Genomic DNA, 24,457 nt, shown 5'->3' on the forward strand with positions numbered 1-24,457 from the left:
TGGAAGGGTCGCCCCCAGCCGGCAGCGTTGCCGGTGGCCCGAGGAGTACACGTGACCAGCACAGAGCAGGCGTCCAAGTCAGGAGCCCAGGCGGCTCACCCCGATCATCTCGGGCACGTCATCTTCATCGCGGCGGCGGCCGCGATGGGCGGTTTCCTCTTCGGCTATGACAGCTCCGTGATCAACGGCGCCGTCGAGGCCATCCGGGGCCGGTACGACATCGGTTCCGCGGCCCTGGCGCAGGTCATCGCCATCGCCCTGATCGGCTGTGCGATCGGCGCGGCGACCGCGGGACGGATCGCGGACCGCATCGGCCGTATCCGGTGCATGCAGATCTCGGCCGTCCTCTTCACGATCAGCGCCGTCGGCTCGGCGCTGCCCTTCGCGCTGTACGACCTGGCGTTCTGGCGGATCGTCGGCGGCTTCGCCATCGGTATGGCCTCGGTCATCGGCCCCGCCTACATCGCCGAGGTCGCCCCGCCGGCCTACCGCGGTCGTCTCGGGTCCTTCCAGCAGGCCGCGATCGTCATCGGCATCGCCGTCTCGCAGCTGGTCAACTGGGGCCTGCTGAACGCGGCCGGCGGTGACCAGCGCGGCAAGCTGATGGGTCTCGAGGCCTGGCAGGTCATGCTCGGCGTCATGGTGATCCCGGCCGTCCTCTACGGCCTGCTCTCCTTCGCCATCCCCGAGTCCCCGCGCTTTTTGATCTCCGTCGGCAAGCACGAGCGTGCCCGGGAGATCCTCGAGGAGGTCGAGGGCGACAGGATCGACCTCGACGCGCGCGTGGGCGAGATCGAGAACGCCATGAAGAGCGAGCACAAGTCGAGCTTCAAGGACCTGCTCGGCGGGAGCTTCTTCTTCAAGCCGATCGTCTGGGTCGGCATCGGCCTCTCGGTCTTCCAGCAGTTCGTCGGCATCAACGTCGCGTTCTACTACTCCTCGACGCTGTGGCAGTCGGTCGGCGTCGACCCGACGAACTCGTTCCTCTACTCCTTCACGACGTCGATCATCAACATCGTCGGCACCGTGATCGCGATGATCTTCGTGGACCGCGTCGGCCGCCGGCCGCTCGCCCTGATCGGTTCGCTCGGCATGGTGATCGGCCTCGCACTGGAGGCCTGGGCGTTCTCCTTCGACCTGGTCGGCGGCAAGCTGCCGGCCGCGCAGGGCTGGACCGCGCTGATCGCCGCGCACGTCTTCGTCCTCTTCTTCGCCCTGTCCTGGGGTGTGGTCGTCTGGGTCTTCCTCGGCGAGATGTTCCCGAACCGGATCCGCGCCGCCGCGCTCGGTGTGGCCGCGTCCGCGCAGTGGATCGCCAACTGGGCCATCACCGCGAGCTTCCCGTCGCTGGCCGACTGGAACCTCTCCGCGACCTACGTGATCTACACGGTCTTCGCCGCGCTCTCCATCCCGTTCGTCCTCAAGTACGTCAAGGAGACGAAGGGCAAGGCGCTGGAGGAGATGGGCTGACGGCCCACGCGAACCCGGGGGGAGGGGCCAACACCCCGCTGCCCTTCTCCCCGTCCCGTCCGCCGCCCCCGGTCCGGCAACCGCCTGGACCGGGGGCGGCGGTGTTGTCCGTGTGGGTCACCGGATGAGAACGCCGCCGGCCGTGGGTGACCTCGTCGAGACGCGAGTGCGGAGGTGCCCCCTCGCGGCGGAACGCCGGCACGTCCTCGGCCGCGAGACAGAGGTCGCCCTCGGCCAGTACAGGCAGGAAGCGAGTACCGGGCGAGCGCACGAACTCCGAGCCCCACCCTGTCGTACGCCACGACTCGAAGCCGTCCGGCTCCGGGAGGAGCAATCCGCCCGGATCAGCCCGCCAGCGCCGGAAGCACCTCCTCCGCGAACAACCGCAGGCTCCGCCACCCCTCCTCCACCGGCATGCCGCCCGCCAGCGGATGCAGGACGAGATTGTCGAGCCCCTGCTCCACGCACTCGTCCGGTGTCAGGATCCGGTACACGCCCTCCGCGCGCAGCTCCTCCACGCTCGCAGCCGCCGACCGCACCGCCGAGCGGATGTCGCCGGACTGCCAGGAGGCGTAGGTACGGGCCTCGTGGAGGAAGTGCTCTCCGTGCCGCGCCCACGCCTCGTCCGGGTTCTCGGCGATGTGCAGCAACGGTGTCTCGGCCGTCGGCATCATGGTCCAGCCCTCGGTGCCGTACTCGACGAGCCGCTCCTTGTAGTACGCCTCCAGCTCCGGGAGGTGGGCGCTGGGGAAGAACGGCAGGCCCAGGCGGGCGGCCCGGCGGGCGGCGGCCCGGGAGGAGCCGCCGACCAGGAGGAGGGGGTGCGGGTCGGTGAAGGGGCGCGGGGTGATCCGTACCGTACGACCGCGGTACTCGAACTCCTCGCCCGTCCAGGCGGCTTCAGCAGGGTCTCCAGCAGCTCGTCCTGCAGGCGGCCCCGCCGGCTCCACTCCACGTCGAACAGGGCGTACTCCTCGGGCCGGTACCCGATCCCGGCGACCGTCACCAGCCGTCCGCCGCTCAGCAGGTCCAGTACGGCGATCTCCTCGGCCAGGCGGAGAGGGTCGTGCAGGGGGCCGATCACGGCGGAGACGGTGACCGCGATCCTCCGCGTTGCGCCGAACACCGCGCCCGCGAAGGCGAAGGGCGACGGCAGCCAGTTGTTGTCGACGCCGTGGTGCTCCTCGGTCTGCACGGTGGTGATCCCGTGCTCGTCGGCGTACGCGGCCATGTCCAGGGCGGCCCGGTAACGGGCACTGAGAGAGGCGGGCGTCGCGCCGGGCTCGACGAGGTTGAAACGGACGACCGTGACGGGCATGGGGGTCCCCCTTCACCGGGCGGGTGGTGCGGGGACGGTAGCTGACGAGGCGTCAGATTGCTATGGAGGCGGCACGCGCGGGCGGTAGGGCGCGTGCCGTGGCGGATCCCGACGCGCCGAGGGCGCGTCGCAGAAGGTCGGGGCCGATGTGGCCGGGTGCGCTTCAGGGCGGGCGCCGCCTTGCGCACGAGCGGCCGCCGAGTCGGGGATCAGATGACGGCGTCGACCCGTTCAGTCGTCCGTCCGGCCGGTTCGGCGACCGCCGGCTTCGGCAGGACCGTGTACAGGGGTGACCCAGATCAGCGCCCCGGGCAGCAGACTGCCCCGCTGTCCGAACACCGCCCGGGACAGCGCCATGCCGGGCGCGCCGCCGCGCTTGCCGGCGATTCCGATCAGCCCGACCAGGCCGTACGACACGATCGGCGCGGTGACGCCGACGACCAGGGTCTGCCAGAAGTCGAGGCCGTACGAGACGGACAGGCCCGCTCCCTGGTCATCGGGGATCTGTTCGAGGCCGTGGGTTTCGAGACCGCTCATGAGCAGCCATCGTGCATTAGTCATACTAAAAGCCATTTTGTGGCTATTTTGCCCGTGTGAAAACACGAGCTGGGTTCGGTCGTGACCCATGGCCGATACTGGGTGCGTTATGGAAACCGTCATCCTTGCTGTAGTCATCGCCGTGGTCGTGCTCGGTGTGCTCGGCGGGCTCGTCGTCGGCAGTCGGCGCAAGAAGCCGCTGCCCCCGCCACCTCCCGCCGCGCCCGACATCACCGCCCCTCCGGCCGAGCCGCACGTCGGCGACGAGGCCGAGACGCCGCGCGACGAACCGCGCCGGACCATAGAGGAGGTGGATCTCCCGGACGGCTCGGCGCCGCCCGTCGTAGAAGAGCTCCCGCCGACCGAGATCGAAGTCCCGGAGCCCACCGCCGGCCGCCTGGTCCGTCTGCGCTCCCGGCTCTCCCGCTCGCAGAACGCGCTCGGCAAGGGGCTGCTCACGCTCCTGTCGCGCGAGCACCTCGACGACGACACCTGGGAGGAGATCGAGGACATCCTCCTCACCGCCGACGTCGGCGTGACCCCCACCCAGGAGCTGGTCGACGGGCTGCGTGAGCGGGTGAAGGTGCTCGGCACGCGCACCCCGGACGAGCTGCGCGGGCTGCTGCGCGAGGAGCTGCTCAAGCTGGTCGGCACCGAGGTCGACCGCACGGTGAGGACCGAGCCCGAGGAGCGCAAGCCGGGCATCGTGATGGTCGTCGGCGTCAACGGCACCGGCAAGACCACCACCACCGGCAAGCTCGCGCGTGTGCTCGTGGCCGACGGACGGAGCGTGGTCCTGGGCGCCGCGGACACCTTCCGTGCCGCTGCCGCCGACCAGCTCCAGACCTGGGGTGAGCGGGTGGGCGCCCACACCGTGCGCGGGCCCGAGGGCGGCGACCCCGCCTCCGTCGCCTTCGACGCGGTGAAGGAGGGCAAGGAGATGGGGGTCGACGTGGTCCTCATCGACACCGCGGGGCGGCTGCACACCAAGACCGGTCTCATGGACGAGCTCGGCAAGGTCAAGCGGGTCGTCGAGAAGCATGCCCCGCTCGACGAGGTGCTGCTGGTCCTGGACGCCACCACCGGGCAGAACGGCCTGGTGCAGGCGCGCGTGTTCGCCGAGGTCGTCGACATCACCGGCATCGTCCTGACCAAGCTGGACGGCACGGCCAAGGGTGGCATCGTGGTCGCGGTCCAGCGTGAACTGGGCGTGCCGGTCAAGCTGATCGGCCTCGGAGAGGGCGCCGACGACCTGGCGCCGTTCGAGCCGGAAGCGTTCGTGGATGCGCTGATCGGCGACTGAGCGCCGTACCCGCGGCGAGTGAGAAGCCGTACCCGCGGCGAGTGAGAAGCCGTAGATCGCGAAGAAGCGCCCGCCCCCACGGTGCAGTGGGGAGCGGGCGCTTCGCCGTGCACGTCTACGCCTGTGACCGGTGCGCCACGTACGCCAGTGTCCCCAGCAGCAGGCGGGCCGCCGGCGGCTTCGTCGCGGTGTCCAAAGAAGGCGGCCGGAGCCACTGCACCGGCCCCAGGCCGCCCCGGTCCGACGGCGGAGCCGTGATGTAGCTGCCGGAGCCCAGGCCGCGCAGGTCGAGGGAGGCGGCGTCGTCCCAGCCCATGCGGTAGAGGAGTTCACTCAGGTCGGACGCGGCGCCGGGGGCGACGAAGAACTGGGCACGGCCCTCGGGGGTCGCGGTCACGGGGCCGAGGGGGAGGCCCATGCGTTCCAGGCGGACCAGGGCGCGGCGCCCGGCCGGCTCGGCGACCTCGATGACGTCGAAGGCGCGGCCGACGGGCAGCATCACCGAGGCGCCGGGGAACTCGGACCACGCCTTGGTCACGTCGTCGAGCGTGGCGCCGGCCGGGACCGGGGGTGCGAAGTCGAGGGGGTGGGCGCCGGGGTGACGGCAGTCCGCGCGGCCGCAGGAGCAGTCGCCGGCCGAAGTGCGCGCGCCCGGGACGACGTCCCAGCCCCAGAGTCCGGTGAACTCGGCGACGGTCGTGCACTCCGAGGAGCGGCCGCGCCTGCGGGTACCGGAACGGATCTCCCGAATGCCGCCGATCGTGAAGCCCATGCCCCCTCCAACGGGTCCAGCGCGCCGGTGGTTACGAGACGGACGCGGCCAGTCACTCTCCGTTGCTTCTTCCGAGCGACGTCGGCGCTCGGAGGTGCCCCGGGTGGTGCGCTGGGTCATGTGCGCCCCTGAGTGCACCACCCCGCCTACCCCTGCTCGGTCTATGTCAAGTGAATCGTGCGGAGGTGCCCGTGAGTTCATTCGAAGGGGTGGCGAATGGTGGCGTTTCCGGGATCGCCATGGCTGGACGCGTGATCGTAGGATTACTTTGAGTGCACGAGTCCTGGGGGCACATGCACTTGTGGGTATGCCGGAGGCAAGTCGCTTCCGCGGTTCCAAGGCTGACAACTGCCGGACGAACGGCCGCATTTACCGGCATTCTGATAAGGCTTGGCGCACTCGGTGACAAGTGGTCTCAGGGATGGGGGCGTTCCAGTGGGCGGCAACAGCGGAAGCGGGACGGGCGCCGGGAGCGCCGCGCAGAGCTCCTCTCAGGCCGACAAACGTCCCAACGAGCTGCTCACCTCCTGGTTCGTGCGCAGCGGCTGGTCGAAGGGCGAGCTCGCCCGCCAGGTCAACCGCAGAGCCCGGCAGTTGGGGGCCAACCACATTTCCACCGACACCTCGCGGGTGCGCCGCTGGCTGGACGGCGAGAACCCCCGCGAACCCATCCCCAGGATCCTGTCCGAGCTGTTCTCCGAGCGGTTCGGATGCGTCGTCTCCGTCGAGGACCTCGGACTGCGCGCCGCCCGCCAGTCACCGTCCGCGACCGGGGTCGACCTGCCCTGGACGGGCCCGCAGACCGTGGCCCTGCTCAGCGAGTTCTCGCGCAGCGACCTCATGCTGGCGCGGCGCGGCTTCCTCGGGACTTCGCTGGTCCTGTCCGCGGGCCCGTCCCTCATCGAGCCCATGCAGCGCTGGCTCGTCCCGGGGTCGGCCGCCACCCCGCACCGGGAACCCGACCCCGCCTCGTCCCGTCGCGTCGGCCGCCTCTCGAAGCCCGAGCTCGACCTCCTCGAGTCGACGACCGAGATGTTCCGCCAGTGGGACGCCCAGTGCGGCGGCGGCCTGCGCCGCAAGGCGGTCGTCGGCCAGCTGCACGAAGTGACGGACCTCCTCCAGGAGCCCCAGCCCGAGACCACCACCCGCAAGCTGTTCAAGGTCGCCGCCGAACTGGCGGAACTCGCGGGCTGGATGTCGTACGACGTGGGGTTGCAGCCCACCGCGCAGAAGTACTTCGTCCTCGCCCTGCACGCGGCCAAGGAGGCCGGCGACAAGCCGCTCGGTTCCTATGTCCTGTCCAGCATGAGCCGTCAGATGATCCACCTCGGGCGGCCCGAGGACGCCCTGGAGCTGATCCACCTCGCGCAGTACGGCAGCCGGGACTGTGCGAGCCCGCGCACCCAGTCGATGCTGTATGCGATGGAGGCCCGCGCCTACGCCAACATGGGACAGCCCGGCAAGTGCAAGAGGGCGGTCCGGATGGCCGAGGACGTTTTCGCCGACGCCGACGAGTGGGACGAGCCGGACCCCGACTGGATCCGGTTCTTCTCGGAGGCCGAGCTGTACGGCGAGAACTCCCACTCCTACCGGGACCTGGCCTACGTCGCCGGTCGCAGCCCGACCTACGCCTCCCTGGCCGAGCCCCTCATGCAGCGGGCGGTGGAGCTCTTCTCCAAGGACGACGAGCACCAGCGGTCGTACGCACTCAATCTCATCGGCATGGCCACGGTGCATCTGCTCCGGCGCGAGCCCGAGCAGAGCACCGTACTGGCGGAACAGGCCATGCACATCGCCAAGAAGGTCCGCTCCGAGCGGGTCAACACTCGTATTCGAAAGACGGTCGACACGGCTGTACGCGATTTCGGTGATCTCGCCGAGGTCGTGGAACTCACCGAGAAGCTCGCCGCGGAACTTCCGGAGACCGCGGAAGCCGTCTGAATCCCCAGAACCCCGGCCGCGGCCGGCCCTCCCGAACTGCCCGACTCGGCTCCCCCGTGCCAGGTCATCGGAAGGCCGACCGCGGCCGGTTTCACTCCTTGAGCGAAGGTTGCGCCACGATAACGATCGACGCGGCCCATATCTGCCAGTTCATCGACGCGTAACACACGAGGCGTCTTCGTCACGGCGGCGAAACAACGAGGGGCTTCCACCGAAACCGCGCTGCGTCAATCTCATGGCGCATAACCGGCCCACCCCTCATTCCGCTCTGGCTTCGCCCGCACGGGGCCGTACCTACGACGAGGAGACGCCGATGGCACCAACCGCCATCACGCTCGCCGCAGACAAACTGTCTGTGGCCAACACAGGCTTCATGTTGATCTGTTCCGCCCTGGTGCTGATCATGACGCCGGGTCTCGCCTTCTTCTACGGAGGCATGGTCCGCGTCAAGAGCACCCTCAACATGCTGATGATGAGCTTCATCAGCATGGGTATCGTCACCATCCTGTGGGTGCTTTACGGCTTCTCCATGGCGTTCGGTACGGACCACGGCTCGCTCATCGGCTGGGAATCCGACTTCTTCGGATGGACCGGCATCGACAAGGGAGACATCTGGTCCGGGTACACGATCCCGGTCCTCGCCTTCGCTGTCTTCCAGATGATGTTCGCCATCATCACGCCCGCCCTGATCAGCGGCGCGATCGCCGACCGTGTGAAGTTCTCCGCCTGGGCGCTCTTCGTGGCCCTGTGGGCGACGGTCGTGTACTTCCCGGTGGCCCACTGGGTCTGGGGCACCGGCGGCTGGGCCTTCGAGCTCGGTGTGATCGACTTCGCCGGTGGTACCGCGGTCCACATCAACGCGGGCGCCGCGGCGCTCGGTGTGATCCTGGTCATCGGCAAGCGCGTCGGCTTCAAGCGCGACCCGATGCGCCCGCACAGCCTCCCGCTGGTCATGCTCGGCGCGGGCCTGCTGTGGTTCGGCTGGTTCGGCTTCAACGCCGGCTCGTGGCTCGGCAACGACGACGGCGTCGGCTCGCTGATGTTCGTCAACACGCAGATCGCCACCGCGGCCGCCATGCTCGCCTGGCTCATCTACGAGAAGATCCGCCATGGCGCGTTCACCACGCTGGGCGCCGCCTCCGGCGCGGTCGCCGGTCTGGTCGCCATCACCCCCTCCGGTGGTGCGATCACCCCGATCGGCGCGATCTGCATCGGCGCCATCGCCGGTGTCGCCTGCGCCGCGGCCGTCGGCCTGAAGTACCGGTTCAACTACGACGACTCCCTGGACGTCGTCGGTGTCCACATGGTCGGCGGTGTCATCGGCTCCCTGCTGATCGGCTTCTTCGCCAGCGGCAAGGGCCAGTCCCCCGTCAAGGGCCTCTTCTACGGCGGTAACGCGGACCAGCTCTGGAAGCAGTGCGCCGGTGTCTTCGCGGTCCTCGCCTACTCCCTGATCGCCTCCGCGATCCTCGCCTTCCTGCTCGACAAGACGATCGGCATGCGGGTCGAGGAGGACGAGGAGATCTCGGGCATCGACCAGGCCGAGCACGCCGAGACCGCATACGACTTCAGCGGCGCCGGCGGTGGTTACGACCGCAGCGCCGTGCCGACCCCGCCCGCCTCTGAGTCCAAGAAGGTGGACGCATGAAGCTCATCACCGCCGTCGTCAAGCCGCACCGGCTCGACGAGATCAAGGAAGCCCTCCAGGCCTTCGGGGTCCACGGCCTGACGGTCACCGAGGCGAGCGGCTACGGTCGTCAGCGGGGCCACACCGAGGTCTACCGCGGTGCCGAGTACACCGTCGACCTGGTCCCGAAGATCCGCATCGAGGTCCTCGCCGAGGACGACGACGCCGAGCAGCTGATCGACGTCATCGTCAAGGCGGCCCGTACCGGCAAGATCGGTGACGGCAAGGTCTGGTCCCTGCCGGTCGAGACCGCCGTACGGGTCCGGACGGGCGAGCGCGGCCCGGACGCGCTCTGACCGAAGAACAGAACTGGAGCTGCTGGGTGACGAGCACGGGCGTGCACAAGGACGTAGAGGACTCGGGACCCAGCGGCTACGCGGCGGCCCGGCTGCGCCTCCTCCAGGAGGAGGCGCGGTCCGGGCCGCCGCGCCGTTCGGCCCTCGCCGACCTGACGGACGACTGGCTCTCGGGGCTGTTCACCGCGGGCGCCGAGGCACTGCGCGGGGTCTCCCTGATCGCCGTCGGCGGCTACGGCCGCGGCGAGCTGTCCCCGCGCAGCGACCTGGACCTGGTCCTGCTGCACGACGGCAGCGACTCCGGCGCGGTCGCCGCGCTGGCCGACCGCATCTGGTACCCCGTGTGGGACCTCGGGCTCGCCCTCGACCACTCCGTGCGCACGCCGGCGGAGGCCCGCAAGACGGCCGCGGAGGATTTGAAAGTCCAACTCGGCCTCCTGGACGCCCGCCACATCGCCGGCGATCTGGGGCTGACTGCGGGCCTGCGGACGGCGGTCCTCGCCGACTGGCGCAACCAGGCCCCCAAGCGCCTTCCCGAGCTCCAGGAACTGTGCGCCGAGCGCGCCGAGCGCCAGGGCGAACTGCAGTACCTGCTCGAACCCGATCTCAAAGAGGCCCGGGGCGGCCTGAGGGACGCCACCGCCCTGCGTGCCGTCGCCGCCTCCTGGCTGGCCGACGCCCCGCGCGAGGGCCTCGACGACGCCCGGCGCCGACTGCTCGACGTCCGGGACGCCCTGCATCTGACGACGGGCCGCGCGACCGACCGGCTCGCGCTCCAGGAACAGGACCAGGTCGCCGCCGAGCTCGGACTGCTCGACGCCGACACCCTGCTGCGGCAGGTCTACGAAGCCGCGCGGGTCATCTCGTACGCCAGTGACGTCACCTGGCGGGAGGTGGGACGCGTCCTGAGGTCGCGTGCCGTGCGGCCGCGGCTGCGCGCCATGCTCGGGGGCGGCAAGCCGGTGGCCGAGAGGTCGCCGCTGGCGGAGGGGGTCGTCGAGCAGGACGGCGAAGTGGTGCTCGCCCGCGCCGCGCGCCCCGATCGCGACCCCGTGCTCCCGCTGCGTGCCGCGGCCGCCGCCGCACAGGCCGGACTCCCGCTCTCCCTGCACGCCGTACGGCGCATGGCGGCCGGAGTGCGCCCCCTGCCCACGCCCTGGCCCGCCGAGGCGCGCGAGCAGCTCGTGACCCTGCTCGGCTCGGGCCAGCCCACCATCGACGTCTGGGAGGCACTCGAGGCCGAGGGGCTGATCACCCGGATGCTGCCCGACTGGGAGCGGGTGCGGTGCCGTCCCCAGCGCAACGCCGTGCACATCTGGACCGTCGACCGGCATCTGATCGAGACGGCCGTCCGCGCCTCGGAGTTCACCAGGCGCGTCCACCGTCCCGACCTGCTGCTCGTCGCCGCACTGCTGCACGACATCGGCAAGGGCTGGCCCGGCGACCACTCGGTGGCCGGCGAGATCATCGCCAAGGACGTCGCCGCCCGCATCGGATTCGACCGCGAGGACGTCGCCGTACTCGCGACGCTCGTACGGCACCACCTGCTGCTCGTGGACACCGCCACCCGGCGTGACCTGGAGGACCCGGCCACCGTGCGTTCGGTCGCCGAGGCGGTCGGATCGCAGGGCACGCTGGAGTTGCTGCACGCGCTGACCGAGGCGGACGCCCTGGCCACCGGGCCGGCCGCCTGGTCGTCCTGGCGGGGCTCGCTCGTCGCCGACCTGGTCAAGAGGGTGGCCGCCGTGCTCGCCGGGGACGACCTCGACGAGCCGGAGGCCGCCGCGCCCACTGCCGAGCAGGAGCGGCTCGCCATCGAGGCGGTGGCGACCGGCAGCCCGGTGCTGTCCCTGCGCGCGCAGACCGAGCCGCCGGCGCTCACGGAAGGCCAGCCCGCCGGGGACCCCGAGCCGCTCGGCGTGGAGCTCCTCATCGCCGTACCGGACCAGCCGCGTGTACTGCCCGCCGTTGCCGGAGTGCTGGCCGTGCACCGGCTGACCGTCCGCACGGCGGAGCTGCGGGCCCTGGACCTGCCCGACGGCGTGGAGGGCTCCGTGCTCCTGCTGAACTGGCGGGTCGCCGCCCAGTACGGCTCGCTGCCCCAGGCCGCCCGGCTGCGCGCCGATCTCGTACGGGCCCTGGACGGCTCGCTGGACGTCGCCGGGCGCCTGGCCGAGCGCGACGCCGCGTATCCGAGGCGCCGGGGCGTCGTCGCGCCCGCCGCGCGCGTGACGGTCGCTTCGGCGGCCTCCCGGCATGCCACGGTGATCGAGGTGCGTGCCCAGGACGCTCCGGGGCTGCTGTTCCGCATCGGGCGCGCGCTGGAGGACGCCGGGGTGCGGATGCGCAGCGCGCACGTGTCGACGCTGGGCGCCAACGCGGTGGACGCCTTCTACGTCACCGACGGCAAGGGCGCCCCGCTCGGAGCCGGCGAAGCCGCGTCCGTGGCCCGGAAGCTGGAGGAGACCTTGCGGGGCTGACCGGGGGATCCCGGCAACGTGTGTCGCCGGGATACCCTGGAGGGCGATTCCCAGCTGCCACCGACCCCGAGGACCGCGAGCGCCGTGTTCGATACTCTTTCCGATCGCCTCTCAGCGACTTTCAAGAACCTGCGCGGCAAGGGACGGCTCTCCGAGGCGGACATCGACGCCACCGCGCGCGAGATCCGGATCGCCCTCCTGGAAGCGGACGTGGCCCTCCCCGTCGTCCGGACGTTCATCAAGAACGTCAAGGAGCGCGCGCTCGGTGCCGATGTCTCGCGGGCGCTGAACCCCGCGCAGCAGGTCCTGAAGATCGTGAACGAGGAGCTCGTCACGATCCTCGGCGGCGAGACCCGGCGGCTGCGGTTCGCCAAGAACCCGCCCACCGTGATCATGCTGGCGGGTCTCCAGGGTGCCGGTAAGACCACCCTCGCGGGCAAGCTCGGCCACTGGCTGAAGGAGCAGGGCCACTCGCCGCTGCTCGTCGCCGCCGACCTCCAGCGTCCCAACGCCGTCAACCAGCTCAGCGTCGTCGCCGAGCGCGCCGGTGTCGCGGTCTACGCGCCCGAGCCGGGCAACGGCGTCGGTGACCCGGTCAAGGTCGCCAAGGACTCCATCGAGTTCGCGAAGTCCAAGGTCCACGACATCGTGATCGTGGACACCGCCGGCCGCCTGGGTATCGACCAGGAACTGATGCAGCAGGCCGCGGACATCCGTGACGCCGTCTCGCCCGACGAGATCCTCTTCGTCGTCGACGCGATGATCGGTCAGGACGCGGTCAACACCGCCGAGTCCTTCCGCGACGGCGTCGGTTTCGACGGCGTGGTGCTCTCCAAGCTCGACGGTGACGCCCGCGGTGGTGCGGCCCTGTCGATCCGCCAGATCACCGGCAAGCCGATCATGTTCGCGTCGAACGGCGAGAAGCTCGAGGACTTCGACGCCTTCCACCCTGACCGGATGGCCTCCCGCATCCTCGACATGGGTGACCTGCTCACCCTGATCGAGCAGGCGGAGAAGACGTTCAGTCAGGAAGAGGCCGAGAAAATGGCCTCCAAGCTGGCGTCCAAGAAGGGCCAGGACTTCACCCTGGACGACTTCCTGGCCCAGATGGAGCAGGTCCGGAAGATGGGCAGCATCTCCAAGCTGCTCGGCATGCTCCCGGGCATGGGCCAGATCAAGGACCAGATCAACAACCTCGACGAGCGGGACGTCGACCGCACGGCCGCCATCATCAAGTCGATGACCCCGGCCGAGCGTGCCGACGCCACGATCATCAACGGCTCGCGCCGCGCCCGTATCGCCAAGGGCTCCGGCGTCGAGGTCAGCGCGGTCAAGAACCTCGTCGAGCGGTTCTTCGAGGCCCGCAAGATGATGTCGCGCATGGCCCAGGGCGGCGGGATGCCGGGCATGCCGGGTGTCCCGGGCATGGGCGGCGGCCCCGGCCGCTCCAAGAAGCAGCCCAAGAAGGCCAAGGGCAAGCAGCGCTCCGGCAACCCGATGAAGCGCAAGCAGCAGGAGCAGGAGGAGGCCGAGCGCAAGGCCGCCCAGGGGGGCAGCGCCTTCGGTGTGCCCGGCCAGCAGGTCCCGCAGGACTTCGAGCTGCCGGACGAGTTCAAGAAGTTCATGGGCTGAGTCCCGTACGACTGTGAGGGCGTCCTCCCTGCCGGAGGGCGCCCTCAGCGCGTGCCGAGGCCCGAGGTCTGCCGTAACGTCCAGATATGAGCAATGCCGCTCCGGCGCGCAAGGCCCCCGACCAGCCCTGGCGCACCGAGGGCACCCCGGACGACGGACCACGGCCCCCCGGCGGGAGGCGGCCGCGGGGCCGCTGGTGGGGACTGGCCGTCACCGCGGTGATCGTCTTCCTGCTGGTGTACGTCGGGCTGAACTACCTCGGTGGGGGCGACGAGCCGACGATCTCCTACACGGAGTTCAGCAGACAGGTCGACGCGGGCAACGTCGACAAGATCTACTCCAAGGGCGACGCGATCCAGGGCCAGCTCAAGCAGTCCCGGGACGATCCCGACGGCGGCGGCGACTACACCAAGTTCAGGACCCAGCGCCCGGCCTTCGCCGACGACGCCCTCTGGCAGAACCTGAGCAGACACGACGTCACGGTCACCGCGCGACCGGTCGTGCAGCAGCGCGGTCTGCTGCCCAACCTGCTGCTCTCGCTGGTGCCGATCGTGCTGCTGGTCGCCGTGTGGATCTTCTTCGCCCGGCGGGTCGGCGGCGGGCTGGGTGGTGCGGGCGGCATGCTCGGGCGCAAGGCGCCGCCCAAGCCGGTGGGCCTTCGGCCCGGCACCCAGCGCACCACCTTCGCCGATGTGGCCGGCATCGACGAGGTCAAGGGCGAGCTGGACGACGTCGTCGACTTCCTGGAGCACCCCGACGTCTACCGCAGGATGGGCGCGAAGATGCCCCGCGGTGTGCTGCTCGCCGGTTCGCCCGGCACCGGCAAGACCCTGCTGGCGCGCGCCGTGGCGGGCGAGGCGGGCGTGCCGTTCTTCTCCGCCTCGGCCTCCGAGTTCATCGAGATGATCGTCGGTGTCGGCGCGTCCCGGGTCCGTGAGCTGTTCGCCGAGGCCCGCAAGGTGGCGCCGTCGATCATCTTCATCGACGAGATCGACACCATCGGGCGGGTCCGCAGCGGCGGCGCCTCGGTGGGCGGTCACGACGAGCGCGAACAGACGCTGAACCAGATCCTCACCGAGATGGACGGCTTCTCGGGGTCCGAGGGCGTCGTCGTCATCGCGGCGACCAACCGCGCCGACATCCTGGACCCGGCGCTGACCAGGCCCGGCCGCTTCGACCGGGTCGTCAACGTCTCCCCGCCGGACCGCGCCGGACGCGAGGCGATCCTCGCCATCCACACCCGCGAGATCCCGCTCGCGCCCGAGGTGGACCTGGCCCGGGTGGCCCGCACGACCCCGGGCATGACAGGAGCGGATCTGGCCAATCTCGCCAACGAGGCCGCGCTGCTCGCCGTGAAGCGCAAGCAGGAGCGGGTGACGCAGTACGACCTGTCGGAGGCCCTGGAGAAGGTGCAGCTCGGGGCCGAGCGCACGCTGGTGATGCCGGAGGAGGACCGGCGCCGTACCGCGTACCACGAGAGCGGGCACGCCCTCCTCGGCATGCTGCAGCCCGGCGCCGACCCGGTCCGCAAGGTGACCATCGTGCCGCGCGGCCGGGCGCTCGGGGTGACCATGTCGACGCCCGAGGTGGAGCGGTACGCGCTCTCCGAGGGGTACCTGCGCGGACGGATCATCGGCGCGCTCGGCGGCATGGCCGCGGAACAGGTCGTGTACGGCGTCATCACGACCGGTGCCGAGAACGACCTCGAACAGGTCACGAACATCGCGCGCGGGATGGTCGCGCGGTGGGGGATGAGCGAGCGGGTGGGACGCCTGTCCGCGCTCCCCAGCGACGCCCAGCAGGCATACGGCCTCGCCGCCGCACCCCAGACCCTCGATGTGATCGACGGCGAGATGCGGCGGATCGTCGACGAGTGCTACGACGAGGCCCTCCGCAAGCTCGCCGAGCACCGGGGGCAACTGGACGCGCTGGCCGAGGCCCTGCTGGCGAGCGAGACGCTGGAGGAGACGGACGCGTACCGGATCGCCGGGATCACGCGGATGAAGAAGGATGCGGAGGTCTAGGGGACCCTCGCGATCAGGTACCGGAAGACGTTCGGCATCCACACCGTGCCGTCCCGGCGCTGATACGGATGCAGGGCTTCCGTCACCTCCTTGTCCACCTGCGCCCGGTCGGTCGCCTCGATGGCCGCGTCGAAGAGCCCGGTCGACAGCAGCCCCTTGAGCGCGCTGTCGAGGTCGGCGTACCCGAAGGGGCAGGCCACCCGCCCCGAGCCGTCAGGCCTCAGGCCCGCCCGCTGGGCGACCTCCTCCAGGTCGTCGCGCAGGGCCGGGCGCCAACTGCCCGTGCTGCGCAGCGGATCCGCCAGCTTGGTGGCCACCCGCAGCACGGACGACGTGGCGCACCGCTCCGGCGGACCCCAGCCGGCGAGCGCCACGGGCGCTCCCCGCTCGGCGAGCGGTGTCGCCGAGGCGAGAAGTTCACCGAGCCCCTCCGAGTCGCCCGCCAGACACCCGATCGGCTCGAAGGCGGTCACGAGGGTGTACGGGGGAGTGCCGGCGTCGGCGGCGTTCCCGGGGGCTCCCTCGACGAGCCGGGTGCCGGCACGCGCGCGTGTGCCCGACGTCTCCGCCAGCAGCCGCTGCCGCGCCAGCGCCAGCCGTTCGGGGCAGGAGGGCTCGACACCGGCGACCGCGGCGCCTCTGGAGGCCGCCATCAGCAGGGCGAGCCCGCTGCCGCAGCCGAGGCCCAACACCCGCGTCGCGGAGCCCACTTCCAGTCGCTCGTAGACGGCCTCGTACAGTGGAACCAGCATCCGCTCCTGGATCTCGGACCAGTCACGCGCGCGTGCACCGGGGTCCGTACGGGATCCCTCTCCCGTATGAGACAGGTGCTGCCGCACGAGCGTAGGTGTCATGGATAAGCGCCCCAATCCGCCGAGAGTTGCCTCTGTGCCCGATTCCGTAGCCCCCGTGACGTGCGCTCGCACTCCCCCCGTATGCCAGGTAACTCCGCACTCGACCGCTCGTCCAGAGGCAGAAGGGCCCTGTTGCGGGTTGGCATGTGCCGGGGAAAAGAATTCACATCCCGGCAATGTGCGCCCGTAACATCGCGCCATGGCAAAGGCACCTGTTCTCACACCCCGGGCGGACGACTTCCCGCGCTGGTACCAGGATCTGATCACCAAGGCCGAACTGGCCGACAACGGTCCGGTGCGCGGCACCATGGTCATCCGACCGTACGGGTACGGACTGTGGGAGCGGATGCAGGCCGAGATGGACGCCCGCATCAAGGAGACGGGCACCCAGAACGCGTACTTCCCGCTGTTGATCCCGCAGTCGTACCTCACCCGCGAGGCCGACCATGTCGAGGGGTTCGCGCCCGAACTCGCGGTGGTCACCCACGGCGGCGGCAAGGAACTCGAGGAACCCGCGGTCGTCCGCCCCACCTCCGAAATGATCATCAACGACTACTTCTCGAAGTGGGTGCAGAGCTACCGCGACCTGCCGCTGCTGATCAACCAGTGGGCGAACGTGGTGCGTTGGGAACTCAGGCCCCGGCTCTTCCTGCGGACGACGGAGTTCCTGTGGCAGGAGGGCCACACCGCGCACGCGACCGAGGAGGACGCGCGTGCGTTCGCCTCGCACATCCACCGGCAGGTCTACGAGGACTTCATGACCGACGTCCTCGCCATGGACGTCGTCCCCGGCCGCAAGACCGTCAAGGAGCGCTTCGCCGGCGCCATCAACACCCTCACGCTCGAAGGCATGATGGGCGACGGCAAGGCCCTCCAGATGGCCACCAGCCACGAGTTGGGCCAGAACTTCGCCAAGGCCTTCAACACCTCGTACCTGTCCAAGGACGGCACCCAGGAACTCGTCTGGCAGACCTCCTGGGGCTCGACCACCCGCATGATCGGCGCCCTGGTGATGATGCACGGTGACGACAACGGCCTCCGCGTGCCGCCGCGGCTCGCGCAGATCCAGGTCGTCGTCCTCGCGATCAAGGGCGACGAGCCGGTTCTGGCCAAGGTCCGCGAGATCGGCGACCGGTTGAAGACGGCGGGCATCCGCGTCCACGTCGACGACCGCACCGACACCCCCTTCGGCCGCCGCGCGGTCGACTGGGAGCTCAAGGGCGTACCGGTCCGCGTCGAGATCGGGCCCCGTGACCTGGCGAACGGCACCGCGATGGTGGCGCGGCGGATCCCGGGAGGGAAGGAGGCGATCGCCGTCGAGGATCTCGTACGACTGCTCCCGGCCGTTCTCGAGGAGGACCAGGCGCTGCTGCTGGCCCAGTCCCGCGAGCGCCGCGCGTCCCGGACGACCGAGGTGTCGACGTTCGACGAAGCCGTCGAGGCCGCTGTCGCCGGCGGTTGGGCGCGGATCCCGTGGGCCACCCTCGGTGAAGAAGGCGAGGCCAGGCTGGCCGAGCACGCGGTGACCGTACGGTGTCTGGTCGCGGAGGACGGGTCGGTGCCGAGCGCCGACGACGCGCCCGGTAACGTCGCGGTCGTCGCGCGCGCTTACTGAGGCAGCACCTTCCGGTGCGAGAGCGGCCGAAACGCCTCTTGCGCACCTGCGGATCACAATCGCACCGGCGCGTGGACACGATCTACGCGCCGGGGCGTACCTCACACTACGCACCAGCTTGGTATGAGCTGCGAGGCTTCTCCGCAGATCAGCGCACCCGCCCTCGTCTCCACGCATCAGCGGCAACTGACGGGTACGTGCAAAATATTTGGGATGCCCCGGAATAGGAACACAGGGGCACTCCGGCTCGTTGTCATTACGTGAGCACGACACAGACACCACCTGTACTCGCCGCAGAGCTGGCAGAGGCGTGGGCCGACATTCAGCGGTACCACCCCGAGCTGCCGGACCTTGCCGCGCCAGAGTCCCTGATCGGGGAGTCGTCGTCCGCGTGCGGTCACGAGCTCTCCTTCGAGCGACTGCTTCACGAGGCAGTCCACGGCATCGCCGCCGCGCGAGGCATCCGCGACACCTCCCGCGCCGGCCGCTACCACAACCGCAGATTCCTCGCGATCGCCGAGGAGATGGGCCTGGACCACCCCGAGGAGCCGCACCCGAGCAGCGGCTTCTCACTGGTCACGCTCACCCCCGAGGCGAAGCGTCGGTATCGCCCGACCATCGATCAGCTCCAACGCGCCCTCAAGGCCCACACGGCGGCGACCTCCGCCGACACCGCTCGCTCCTTCCGGGGACCGGCGGCCCGTCACGGCTCCTCCGGAGGCGGGGTCCGGGTCAAGGCGGTCTGCGACTGCGGCCGCAATGTGAGGGTCGTCCCCTCCGTCCTGGCCCAGGCGCCGATCGTCTGCGGGGGCTGCGGCAAGCCGTTCCGCATCCCCGAGATCGTGGGCGCGGCGGCAAGCTGAGATCGCGGCTGCTCGTGGCAGTCGCGGTCTGCCCGAGGGCACCTGGAACGCCGGGTGCCCCTCGGGCATGCACGTGCGCGGCCTCGGTCCGACGTGAGCCGCGGGGTGTGGCACAATGGCTAGCTGTACTCGACAGCCGCACAGGAACCCTCTCGCCTCCGGCTGACGCGTCCATCGGGCACTCGGGTACCGCAACCCCACGCGGCAATCTCGCCGTGCCCAACCACGTCAATTCCAGGAGAACCCACTCCCGTGGCAGTCAAGATCAAGCTGAAGCGTCTGGGCAAGATCCGTTCGCCTCACTACCGCATCGTCGTCGCCGACTCCCGCACCCGCCGTGACGGCCGTGCGATCGAGGAGATCGGCCTGTACCACCCGGTGCAGAACCCCTCGCGCATCGAGGTCGACGCCGACCGTGTGGCGTACTGGCTCGGTGTCGGCGCGCAGCCGACCGAGCCCGTGCTCGCCATCCTGAAGAAGACCGGCGACTGGCAGAAGTTCAAGGGCGAGCCCGCCCCGGCTCCGCTGCTCCAGCCGGCCGAGAAGGCCGCGCGTCCCTCGTTCGAGGCCCTTGGTGGCGACGACGAGGGCAAGGGTGAGGCCATCACCCAGAAGAAGAAGGCTGAGAAGAAGGACGAGGCCGCGGCCGAGTCCGGGTCGACCGAGGCCTGAGCATGCTCGAGGAGGCTCTCGAGCACCTCGTGAAGGGCATCGTCGACAACCCTGACGATGTGCAGGTCGCCTCGCGCGACCTGCGCCGCGGGCGCGTTCTCGAGGTCCGGGTACACCCCGACGACCTCGGCAAGGTGATCGGCCGCAACGGCCGCACCGCGCGTGCCCTGCGCACCGTCGTGGGCGCCATCGGCGGCCGCGGTGTCCGCGTCGACCTCGTCGACGTCGACCACGTCCGCTGACGTCAAACGCAGCACCGGCTCGGGCCGGGGAGGGCCATCGGGCCGTCCCCGGCCCGTAGTCGTATGACAGGAGAGCAAGCACAGTGCAGCTGGTAGTCGCACGGATCGGCCGCGCCCACGGCATCAAGGGCGACGTCACCGTCGAGGTACGAACCGACGAGCCCGAACTCAGGCTCGCCCCCGGCGCCGTCCTGGCCACCGACCCGCCCTCCACGGGGCCGCTCACCATCGAGGCCGGCCGCGTCCACAGCGGTCGTCTTCTCCTGCGCTTCGAGGGCGTGAAGGACCGCACCGCCGCCGAGGCCCTCCGCAACACCCTCCTGATCGCCGAGGTCGATCCGGAGGAGCTGCCGGAGGAGGAGGACGAGTACTACGACCACCAGCTGATGGACCTCGACGTGGTCACCGCGGACGGCGTCGAGGTCGGCCGGATCACCGAGATCTCGCACCTGCCCTCCCAGGACCTCTTCATCGTCGAGCGGCCCGACGGCAGTGAGGTGATGATCCCGTTCGTCGAGGAGATCGTCGCCGAGATCGACCTGGCGGAGCAGAAGGCGGTCATCACACCACCGCCCGGGCTGATCGACGACCGCGCCGAGATCGCGTCCTCCCGGGACTCCGAGGACGAGTCCTGATGCGGCTCGACGTCGTCACGATCTTCCCCGAGTACCTCGAACCCCTGAACGTCTCCCTGGTCGGCAAGGCACGCGCGCGTGGACAGCTGGACGTGCACGTCCACGATCTGCGCGAGTGGACGTACGACCGGCACAACACCGTCGACGACACCCCGTACGGCGGCGGCCCGGGAATGGTCATGAAGACCGACCCCTGGGGGGACGCGCTGGACTGCGTGCTCGCGGACGGCTACGAGACGGGCTCCCACGCGCCCGCGCTCATCGTCCCCACCCCCAGCGGCCGCCCCTTCACCCAGGAACTCGCCGTGGAGCTGTCCGAGTGCCCCTGGCTGATCTTCACTCCGGCGCGCTACGAGGGCATCGACCGCCGAGTGATCGACGAGTACGCAACCCGGATGCCCGTCCACGAGGTGTCCATCGGCGACTACGTCCTCGCCGGCGGCGAAGCGGCCGTGCTGGTGGTCACCGAGGCCGTGGCCCGTCTGCTGCCCGGTGTTCTGGGCAACGCCGAGTCGCACCGGGACGACTCCTTCGCGCCCGGAGCCATGGCGAACCTGCTCGAAGGACCCGTCTACACCAAGCCGCCCGAGTGGCGCGGCCGCGGCATCCCGGACGTGCTGCTCAGCGGGCACCACGGCAAGATCGCCCGCTGGCGCCGCGACGAGGCACTCCGGCGTACGGCGGCCAACCGGCCCGACCTCATCGAGCGCTGTGACCCGGGGGCCTTCGACAAGAAGGACCGCGAGATGCTCTCCATCCTGGGCTGGGCGCCGGACCCGGCGGGGGAGCCGTACGGCCGATTTTGGCGCAGGCCGGAAGCCGTGGAACAATAGGCCGCTGTTGTGCGTCGTCCGGCGTGCGCCCCTGCCACAGGGGGACACGACGCCCGCCCCGGCACGGACAGCCTCCTCACGAAACACTAGCTACCGCCGATGACCTGTGGCATGGGCGAAGAAAGCAGACGAAATGTCTCACCTGCTCGACTCCGTCGACTCCGCGTCGCTGCGCAGCGACATCCCGGCCTTCCGCCCGGGTGACACCGTCAACGTCCACGTCCGCGTCATCGAGGGCAACCGCTCCCGTGTGCAGCAGTTCAAGGGCGTGGTGATCCGTCGCCAGGGCGCCGGTGTCCGCGAGACCTTCACGGTCCGCAAGGTCTCGTTCTCCGTCGGCGTCGAGCGCACCTTCCCGGTGCACACCCCGATCGTCGAGAAGATCGAGCTCGTCACCCGCGGTGACGTGCGCCGCGCGAAGCTGTACTACCTGCGCGAGCTCCGCGGCAAGGCCGCGAAGATCAAGGAGAAGCGCGACAACTGAGCGCTTTTCGGAGGTCACAGCGGGGCCGGATAGCATCTGGCTCCGATGGACACCGAAGCACAGCCGACGGAGCGCGACCGCTCCTCCCGCCCCGCACCAGGGGCCGCGGAGGGACGGTCGCGTTTCGCGTTGGTGTCGCGGATCACCGAGGGGCTGCCGGGGGGCCGGATCTCCCTGGCCCTGCTGCTCTGCCTGGTCTTTCTTCTGCTGATCAGTACGTTCGTGGTCAGACCATTCCAGATTCCCAGCGGATCCATGGAAAACGGATTGAGGATCGGGGACCGCGTTCTCGTAAATAGGTTGGCGTACCGTTTCGGTGCCGAGCCGCGGCGGGGAGATGTGGTCGTGTTCGACGGAACCGGGTATTTCGGGGACGGGGACTACATCAAACGCGTTGTGGGTGTGGGGGGAGACCACGTGGTCTGCTGCGACAAGGTGGGGAGGATCGAGGTGAACGGCCGGTCGGTCGACGAATCGGGCTTCCTGTACCCGGGCGACAGCCCGTCCTCGGTGTCCTTCGACGTCGAGGTGCCCGACGGCGCGCTGTTCGTCCTCGGCGACCATCGCAGCGTCTCCAGCGACTCCCGGGACCATCTGGGCTCACCGGGCGGCGGCATGATCCCCGTCGGCGACGTTCTCGGACGGGCCGACTGGATCCTCTGGCCCGCCGGCCACGCCACCCGTCTGCACCGTTCGGCCGCCTACGCGCGCGTGCCCGCAGCGGAGGGCGCGCATGGGTAACCGCGGCAAACCGCGCGGTGTGTCGAGCTCCGCCGCCGACAATCTGCTGCCCACCGGCGTCCGGCGTTCCGTCGGCCCCACGGGCGGCCGTTCGCGCGCGGAGCGGCGCAAGCTCCAGCGCAAGGTCAAGCGGCGCAGGAGGCGCGGCGCGGTCAAGGAGATTCCCCTCCTCGTCGGCGTGGCCGTCCTCATAGCCCTGGTCCTGAAGACCTTCCTCGTGCAGGCGTTCGTGATCCCGTCCGGCTCGATGGAACAGACGATCCGGATCGGCGACCGCGTCCTGGTCGACAAGTTCACCCCGTGGTTCGGCTCCGAGCCGCAGCGCGGGGACGTCGTCGTCTTCAAGGACCCCGGCGGCTGGCTCCAGGACGAGCAGACCACGACGAAGAAGGACGACCCCGTCGTCGTCAAGCAGGTCAAGGAGGGCCTGACCTTCATCGGCCTGCTGCCGTCCGACAACGAGAAGGACCTCATCAAGCGGGTCGTCGGGGTCGGTGGCGACCGCGTCAAGTGCTGCGACACCCAGGGGCGGGTCACCGTCAACGGCGTCCCCCTGAGCGAGACCGACTACCTCTATCCCGGAAACGCCCCCTCCACCCAGCAGTTCGACATCACCGTCCCGCAGGGGCGGCTGTGGGTGATGGGGGACCACCGGGCCAACTCTGCGGACTCCCGCTCGCACCAGGACACCGACTACGGCGGCACCGTCTCCCTGGACTCGGTGGTCGGACGGGCCATGGTCATCGCGTGGCCCTTTGGGCACTGGACCACCCTGAAAGAACCGAAAACTTACTCTTCCGTGGCCGACTCGGCATCAGGGACGACCTCAGGCTCCCAGGCGTCGCTTAGGGTTGCTCCCGAGGATCCGAACGAAGCGATCCAACTCCCGAGCCCTGCGGAACTCCCGCTCGTTATGGGAGTGGTGGGCCTGCGCCGAATCTGGGGCAGGCGGCGGCACAGAGTAAGGAGTTGGCGTGGGGGATGTGGCGGTTGGCGCACGATCCGGGCACGACGGCGAGGAGCACCGCGGACGTCCCGTGGAAGCAGCCGACCCGGCCGCGGACAGCGCCGTGACCTCCGGGAGTGACTCCCGGGCGACTGAGGACGGCATGGCGACGGAGGTCAAGGGAGGGGGGCCGGGCGACTCGGCTCCCAGGGCGAAGAAGCCGCGCTCCTTCTGGAAGGAGCTGCCCATCCTGGTCGGCATCGCGCTCGTGCTGGCGCTGCTGATCAAGACGTTTCTGGTGCAGGCCTTCTCGATCCCCTCCGACTCGATGCAGAACACCCTCCAGGAGGGCGACCGCGTCCTGGTCGACAAGCTCACCCCGTGGTTCGGCTCCGAGCCCGAGCGCGGCGAGGTCGTCGTCTTCCACGACCCCGACAACTGGCTGGCGGGCGAGCCGACGGCGGACCCGAACGCCGTACAGACGTTCCTCTCCTGGATCGGCCTGATGCCGTCCGCCGAGGAGAAGGACCTCATCAAGCGCGTCGTCGGCGTCGGTGGTGACACGGTCTCCTGTGAGGGCACCGGTCCGCTGAAGGTCAACGGCAAGGCGCTGAGCGAGGCGTCCTACGTCTACCCCGGCAACACGCCGTGCAGCCAGGACGACCAGGGCGGCACGTTCACGGTGAAGGTCCCCAAGGGTTACATCTGGGTGATGGGCGACCACCGGCAGAACTCCCGTGACTCGCGCTACAACCAGTCGGACAAGCACCACGGCATGGTCCCGGTCGACGACGTCGTCGGACGCGCCGTCGTGAAGGCCTGGCCGCTCAACCGCTGGGGCACGCTGCCCAAGCCCGACACCTTCGACCAGGCCGGCATCAACAACGGGTCGTCGGCCTCCGCCGCCCTGACGGTCGCGCCGCAGGGGATCGCCCTCGTCGGTGTGGTGCCGGTGGCATTGTGGCGGCGCAGGAAGATCACCGTGGAGCGGACCCGCTGATCAGAACCCGGTCACCGGGGGTGCCGCGCTACCTGGCGAAAGCTTTGCGGAGCGGGTGACCCCGGCCGGGGAGGAGGGGCTGCCCCGGCCCGGTACCGCCGGGTAGGGTGCG

20 protein-coding genes and 2 pseudogenes are annotated in these 24,457 nt (G+C 70.0%); 18 read left to right on the forward strand and 4 right to left on the reverse strand.

Annotated features, from left to right (window positions below):
* Positions 1-51 precede the first annotated feature (51 nt).
* On the forward strand, positions 52-1,470 hold the full coding sequence (locus tag QF027_RS34120) for a sugar porter family MFS transporter (RefSeq protein WP_307078952.1): 1,419 nt from the start codon (positions 52-54) through the stop codon (positions 1,468-1,470).
* Positions 1,471-1,814: 344 nt separating this feature from the next.
* Here the strand turns inward: QF027_RS34120 and QF027_RS34125 are convergent.
* Both QF027_RS34125 and QF027_RS34130 read right to left on the reverse strand, forming a co-directional pair.
* Positions 1,815-2,788 (reverse strand): annotated as a pseudogene (locus QF027_RS34125) (LLM class flavin-dependent oxidoreductase).
* Between the two features lie 291 nt (positions 2,789-3,079).
* Positions 3,080-3,277: pseudogene (locus tag QF027_RS34130) on the reverse strand (cytosine permease); the annotation flags it as partial.
* A gap of 157 nt (positions 3,278-3,434) precedes the next feature.
* Between QF027_RS34130 and ftsY the strand changes: the two are divergent.
* A complete protein-coding gene (gene ftsY, locus QF027_RS34135) occupies positions 3,435-4,628 on the forward strand; it encodes a signal recognition particle-docking protein FtsY (protein ID WP_306975885.1) in 1,194 nt (397 codons plus the stop codon).
* Positions 4,629-4,743: 115 nt separating this feature from the next.
* Here ftsY and QF027_RS34140 read toward each other — a convergent pair whose 3' ends face one another.
* The gene (locus QF027_RS34140) at positions 4,744-5,400 is read right to left on the reverse strand and encodes a bifunctional DNA primase/polymerase (RefSeq protein WP_306975884.1); all 657 of its coding nucleotides are present in this window, start codon (positions 5,398-5,400) and stop codon (positions 4,744-4,746) included.
* Positions 5,401-5,835: 435 nt separating this feature from the next.
* Here QF027_RS34140 and nsdA point away from each other — a divergent pair, with 435 nt between their 5' ends.
* The 6 genes from nsdA (at position 5,836) to ftsH (ending at position 15,460) form a co-directional block, all read left to right on the forward strand.
* Positions 5,836-7,341: a transcriptional repressor NsdA gene (nsdA, locus tag QF027_RS34145; protein WP_307078954.1), complete on the forward strand. Its 1,506-nt coding sequence runs from the start codon at positions 5,836-5,838 to the stop codon at positions 7,339-7,341.
* A gap of 313 nt (positions 7,342-7,654) precedes the next feature.
* A complete protein-coding gene (locus QF027_RS34150) occupies positions 7,655-8,989 on the forward strand; it encodes an ammonium transporter (RefSeq protein ID WP_306975881.1) in 1,335 nt (444 codons plus the stop codon).
* Positions 8,986-9,324 (forward strand): P-II family nitrogen regulator, encoded by a 339-nt coding sequence (locus QF027_RS34155; protein ID WP_003997576.1) that lies wholly within the window; start codon positions 8,986-8,988, stop codon positions 9,322-9,324. The genes QF027_RS34150 and QF027_RS34155 overlap by 4 nt, the downstream gene beginning before the upstream one ends.
* Before the next feature lie 26 nt (positions 9,325-9,350).
* Complete coding sequence (locus QF027_RS34160; RefSeq protein ID WP_306975879.1) at positions 9,351-11,804, forward strand: [protein-PII] uridylyltransferase; 2,454 nt, start codon at positions 9,351-9,353, stop codon at positions 11,802-11,804.
* Between the two features lie 84 nt (positions 11,805-11,888).
* Positions 11,889-13,436: a signal recognition particle protein gene (gene ffh / locus QF027_RS34165; RefSeq protein WP_307078956.1), complete on the forward strand. Its 1,548-nt coding sequence runs from the start codon at positions 11,889-11,891 to the stop codon at positions 13,434-13,436.
* A gap of 86 nt (positions 13,437-13,522) precedes the next feature.
* Positions 13,523-15,460 carry an ATP-dependent zinc metalloprotease FtsH gene (gene ftsH / locus QF027_RS34170; protein ID WP_307078959.1) on the forward strand — a complete coding sequence of 646 codons (1,938 nt, stop codon included), beginning with the start codon at positions 13,523-13,525 and terminating at the stop codon, positions 15,458-15,460.
* On the opposite strand, the gene QF027_RS34175 is transcribed toward ftsH, so the two are convergent.
* Positions 15,457-16,314, reverse strand: coding sequence for a class I SAM-dependent methyltransferase (locus QF027_RS34175; RefSeq protein ID WP_307078961.1), 858 nt, complete (start codon positions 16,312-16,314; stop codon positions 15,457-15,459). The genes ftsH and QF027_RS34175 overlap by 4 nt on opposite strands.
* Before the next feature lie 199 nt (positions 16,315-16,513).
* Here QF027_RS34175 and proS point away from each other — a divergent pair, with 199 nt between their 5' ends.
* From proS to lepB (QF027_RS34225), 10 genes are all read left to right on the forward strand, one after another.
* Entirely contained in the window at positions 16,514-17,929 is a 1,416-nt protein-coding gene (gene proS / locus QF027_RS34180) for a proline--tRNA ligase (protein ID WP_306975870.1), read from the forward strand.
* Positions 17,930-18,189: 260 nt separating this feature from the next.
* On the forward strand, positions 18,190-18,792 hold the full coding sequence (locus QF027_RS34185) for a hypothetical protein (RefSeq protein WP_266559152.1): 603 nt from the start codon (positions 18,190-18,192) through the stop codon (positions 18,790-18,792).
* 252 nt (positions 18,793-19,044) lie between these two features.
* Positions 19,045-19,464, forward strand: coding sequence for a 30S ribosomal protein S16 (rpsP, locus tag QF027_RS34190; RefSeq protein WP_059208521.1), 420 nt, complete (start codon positions 19,045-19,047; stop codon positions 19,462-19,464).
* Between the two features lie 2 nt (positions 19,465-19,466).
* On the forward strand, positions 19,467-19,706 hold the full coding sequence (locus tag QF027_RS34195) for an RNA-binding protein (protein ID WP_005479813.1): 240 nt from the start codon (positions 19,467-19,469) through the stop codon (positions 19,704-19,706).
* 83 nt (positions 19,707-19,789) lie between these two features.
* On the forward strand, positions 19,790-20,341 hold the full coding sequence (gene rimM, locus QF027_RS34200; RefSeq protein WP_306975866.1) for a ribosome maturation factor RimM: 552 nt from the start codon (positions 19,790-19,792) through the stop codon (positions 20,339-20,341).
* Positions 20,341-21,174, forward strand: a complete 834-nt coding sequence (trmD, locus tag QF027_RS34205) for a tRNA (guanosine(37)-N1)-methyltransferase TrmD (RefSeq protein ID WP_307078963.1) — start codon at positions 20,341-20,343, stop codon at positions 21,172-21,174. The genes rimM and trmD overlap by 1 nt, the downstream gene beginning before the upstream one ends.
* Before the next feature lie 133 nt (positions 21,175-21,307).
* Positions 21,308-21,658, forward strand: a complete 351-nt coding sequence (gene rplS, locus QF027_RS34210) for a 50S ribosomal protein L19 (protein WP_013000407.1) — start codon at positions 21,308-21,310, stop codon at positions 21,656-21,658.
* Positions 21,659-21,703: 45 nt separating this feature from the next.
* Positions 21,704-22,399 (forward strand): signal peptidase I, encoded by a 696-nt coding sequence (gene lepB, locus QF027_RS34215; protein WP_306975861.1) that lies wholly within the window; start codon positions 21,704-21,706, stop codon positions 22,397-22,399.
* Positions 22,392-23,486, forward strand: a complete 1,095-nt coding sequence (lepB, locus tag QF027_RS34220) for a signal peptidase I (RefSeq protein ID WP_307078965.1) — start codon at positions 22,392-22,394, stop codon at positions 23,484-23,486. Before lepB (QF027_RS34215) ends, lepB (QF027_RS34220) begins: the two co-directional genes overlap by 8 nt.
* Complete coding sequence (gene lepB, locus QF027_RS34225) at positions 23,374-24,345, forward strand: signal peptidase I (protein WP_307078967.1); 972 nt, start codon at positions 23,374-23,376, stop codon at positions 24,343-24,345. The genes lepB (QF027_RS34220) and lepB (QF027_RS34225) overlap by 113 nt, the downstream gene beginning before the upstream one ends.
* Positions 24,346-24,457: the final 112 nt, after the last annotated feature.

Origin of the sequence: Streptomyces canus (assembly GCF_030816965.1) — a bacterium.
In the GTDB taxonomy this organism is placed as follows: domain Bacteria; phylum Actinomycetota; class Actinomycetes; order Streptomycetales; family Streptomycetaceae; genus Streptomyces; species Streptomyces canus_E.

What these genes read in the sequence shown, in the direction of transcription:
- ftsY (WP_306975885.1), top strand. Translation starts at nt 3,435, where the DNA reads ATGGAAACCGTCATCCTTGCTGTAGTCATCGCCGTGGTCGTGCTCGGT.
- QF027_RS34140 (WP_306975884.1), bottom strand. Translation starts at nt 5,400, where the DNA reads ATGGGCTTCACGATCGGCGGCATTCGGGAGATCCGTTCCGGTACCCGC.
- QF027_RS34150 (WP_306975881.1), top strand. Translation starts at nt 7,655, where the DNA reads ATGGCACCAACCGCCATCACGCTCGCCGCAGACAAACTGTCTGTGGCC.
- QF027_RS34155 (WP_003997576.1), top strand. Translation starts at nt 8,986, where the DNA reads ATGAAGCTCATCACCGCCGTCGTCAAGCCGCACCGGCTCGACGAGATC.
- ftsH (WP_307078959.1), top strand. Translation starts at nt 13,523, where the DNA reads ATGAGCAATGCCGCTCCGGCGCGCAAGGCCCCCGACCAGCCCTGGCGC.
- QF027_RS34175 (WP_307078961.1), bottom strand. Translation starts at nt 16,314, where the DNA reads ATGACACCTACGCTCGTGCGGCAGCACCTGTCTCATACGGGAGAGGGA.
- proS (WP_306975870.1), top strand. Translation starts at nt 16,514, where the DNA reads ATGGCAAAGGCACCTGTTCTCACACCCCGGGCGGACGACTTCCCGCGC.
- QF027_RS34195 (WP_005479813.1), top strand. Translation starts at nt 19,467, where the DNA reads ATGCTCGAGGAGGCTCTCGAGCACCTCGTGAAGGGCATCGTCGACAAC.
- trmD (WP_307078963.1), top strand. Translation starts at nt 20,341, where the DNA reads ATGCGGCTCGACGTCGTCACGATCTTCCCCGAGTACCTCGAACCCCTG.
- rplS (WP_013000407.1), top strand. Translation starts at nt 21,308, where the DNA reads ATGTCTCACCTGCTCGACTCCGTCGACTCCGCGTCGCTGCGCAGCGAC.
- lepB (WP_306975861.1), top strand. Translation starts at nt 21,704, where the DNA reads ATGGACACCGAAGCACAGCCGACGGAGCGCGACCGCTCCTCCCGCCCC.
- lepB (WP_307078965.1), top strand. Translation starts at nt 22,392, where the DNA reads ATGGGTAACCGCGGCAAACCGCGCGGTGTGTCGAGCTCCGCCGCCGAC.